This window comes from Moorena sp. SIO4A1 (assembly GCF_010672065.1).
Lineage (GTDB): Bacteria > Cyanobacteriota > Cyanobacteriia > Cyanobacteriales > Coleofasciculaceae > Moorena.
Genome location: NZ_JAAHHX010000685.1, coordinates 1 through 1,495 on the forward strand (window position 1 = coordinate 1; position 1,495 = coordinate 1,495).

2 protein-coding genes are annotated in these 1,495 nt (G+C 47.1%); both read right to left on the reverse strand.

Features of this window, described 5'->3' with window-relative positions; genetic code table 11:
- Positions 1-246: 246 nt before the first annotated feature.
- Positions 247-795: a WD40 repeat domain-containing protein gene (locus F6K53_RS41925; RefSeq protein WP_293086365.1), complete on the reverse strand. Its 549-nt coding sequence runs from the start codon at positions 793-795 to the stop codon at positions 247-249.
- The coding region (locus F6K53_RS41930) for a WD40 repeat domain-containing protein (RefSeq protein WP_293086368.1) at positions 792-1,495 on the reverse strand (704 nt) is incomplete at its 5' end. The genes F6K53_RS41930 and F6K53_RS41925, both read right to left, overlap by 4 nt.

The window sequence follows — 1,495 nt, forward strand, 5'->3', positions numbered from 1 at the left end:
TCCAAGGTTTAAGGTTAGTATGTTGAAGGTTAGGATATTGAAGGTTGAAAGTTGGGATGTTGTTCGCGTAGCGTGGCCTTTTGGCCAAGGTTGGGAGGTTTAAGGTTATCTCTTATAATGCAGAATGTATAATTTCCAATTCTTAATTCTTAATTCTTAATTCTTAATTCTACATTCTTAATTCTTAATTCTTAATTCTTAATTCGGTGCTCAAATTGCTGATCGGTAAAATCAACATTGTCTAAGTTAAGGGTGACAAACATCATTAACCTCCGAGTTGGTGTTCAAATAATCTTGTATCCAATTGCAACCATAGATTAGTAACTGATCTAAATCGAGGACTTGATCTAAATTCCATACAATAACAGTGTTGTCTCCACTAGCAGAGGCGAGCATTTCACCATCGGGGCTGAAAACTACGGCTAAGACGCCATCGCTATGTCCTTTCAGGGTAGTTAAAAGGGTTCCATCCCGCTTCCAGAGTTTGACGGTTTTGTCATAACTAGCGCTAGCAATTCTGTTACCGTCAGGGCTAAACACTACTCCTAATACTCCTGCTTGATGACCGTTGAGGGTAGTAATCAAGGTACCATCCTGCTTCCAGAGTTTAATGGTTTTGTCCCAACTCGCGGACGCAATGGTTTCACCGTCGGGACTGATGGCAACGCTGTAAACCCGGTCATGGTGTCCTTTCAGGGTAGTAATTAAGGTGCCGTCTGGCTGCCAAAGCTTGACAGTTTTATCCCAACTGGCGGAAGCAATTAGAGTCCCGTCTTTCTTGATGCAGTCGCTCATGGGGGAAACCACGGCAGTCGCTCATGGGGGAGACCCCCAAGACCGCGCTGCCTCCCCAAGACCGCGCTGCATCGCTTGCTGAAGGCTACTCCATCAATGCGTCCGCTATGGCCGTTGAGGGTATTAATTAAGGTACCGTCCCGTTTCCAGAGCTTAATGGTGTTATCGGCACTAGCGGAGGCAATCATCTCACCGTCGGAGCTGAAGACTACTGCTAAAACGGCGGCGCTATGATTTGTTAAGGTTTTTAGCAAGCTACCGTTTCTGTGCCAGAGCTTGATGGTGTTATCGGCACTAGCGGAGGCAATCATCTCACCATCGGGGCTAATCGCTATTCCTGAAACTCTAGCGCTATGGCCAGTCAGGGTTCTTTGTAGGCTACCGTCTTTATTCCACAGTTTCACGGTCTGATCCCAACTCGCGGATGCAATGGTTTTTCCGTCTGGGCTAATGGCCACTGCCCAAACTAAATCACTATGCCCTCTGAGCCTGGTTAGAATGATGCCATCAGGTTTCCAGAGCCTAACGGTTCCATCCCAACTCGCGGATGCAATAGTTTTTCCGTCTGGGCTGATGGCCACACCGTACACTAAATCTTGATGTCCTCTGAGGGTAGTGAGTAATGTGCCTTCCCAACTCCACTGGTTAACGGTTCCGTCCCAACTCGCGGACGCAATGGTTTTACCATCTGGGCTGATAG

Excerpts from the sequence above, each read along its gene's own strand:
- F6K53_RS41925 (WP_293086365.1), bottom strand. The coding sequence starts at position 795 with ATGAGCGACTGCATCAAGAAAGACGGGACTCTAATTGCTTCCGCCAGT.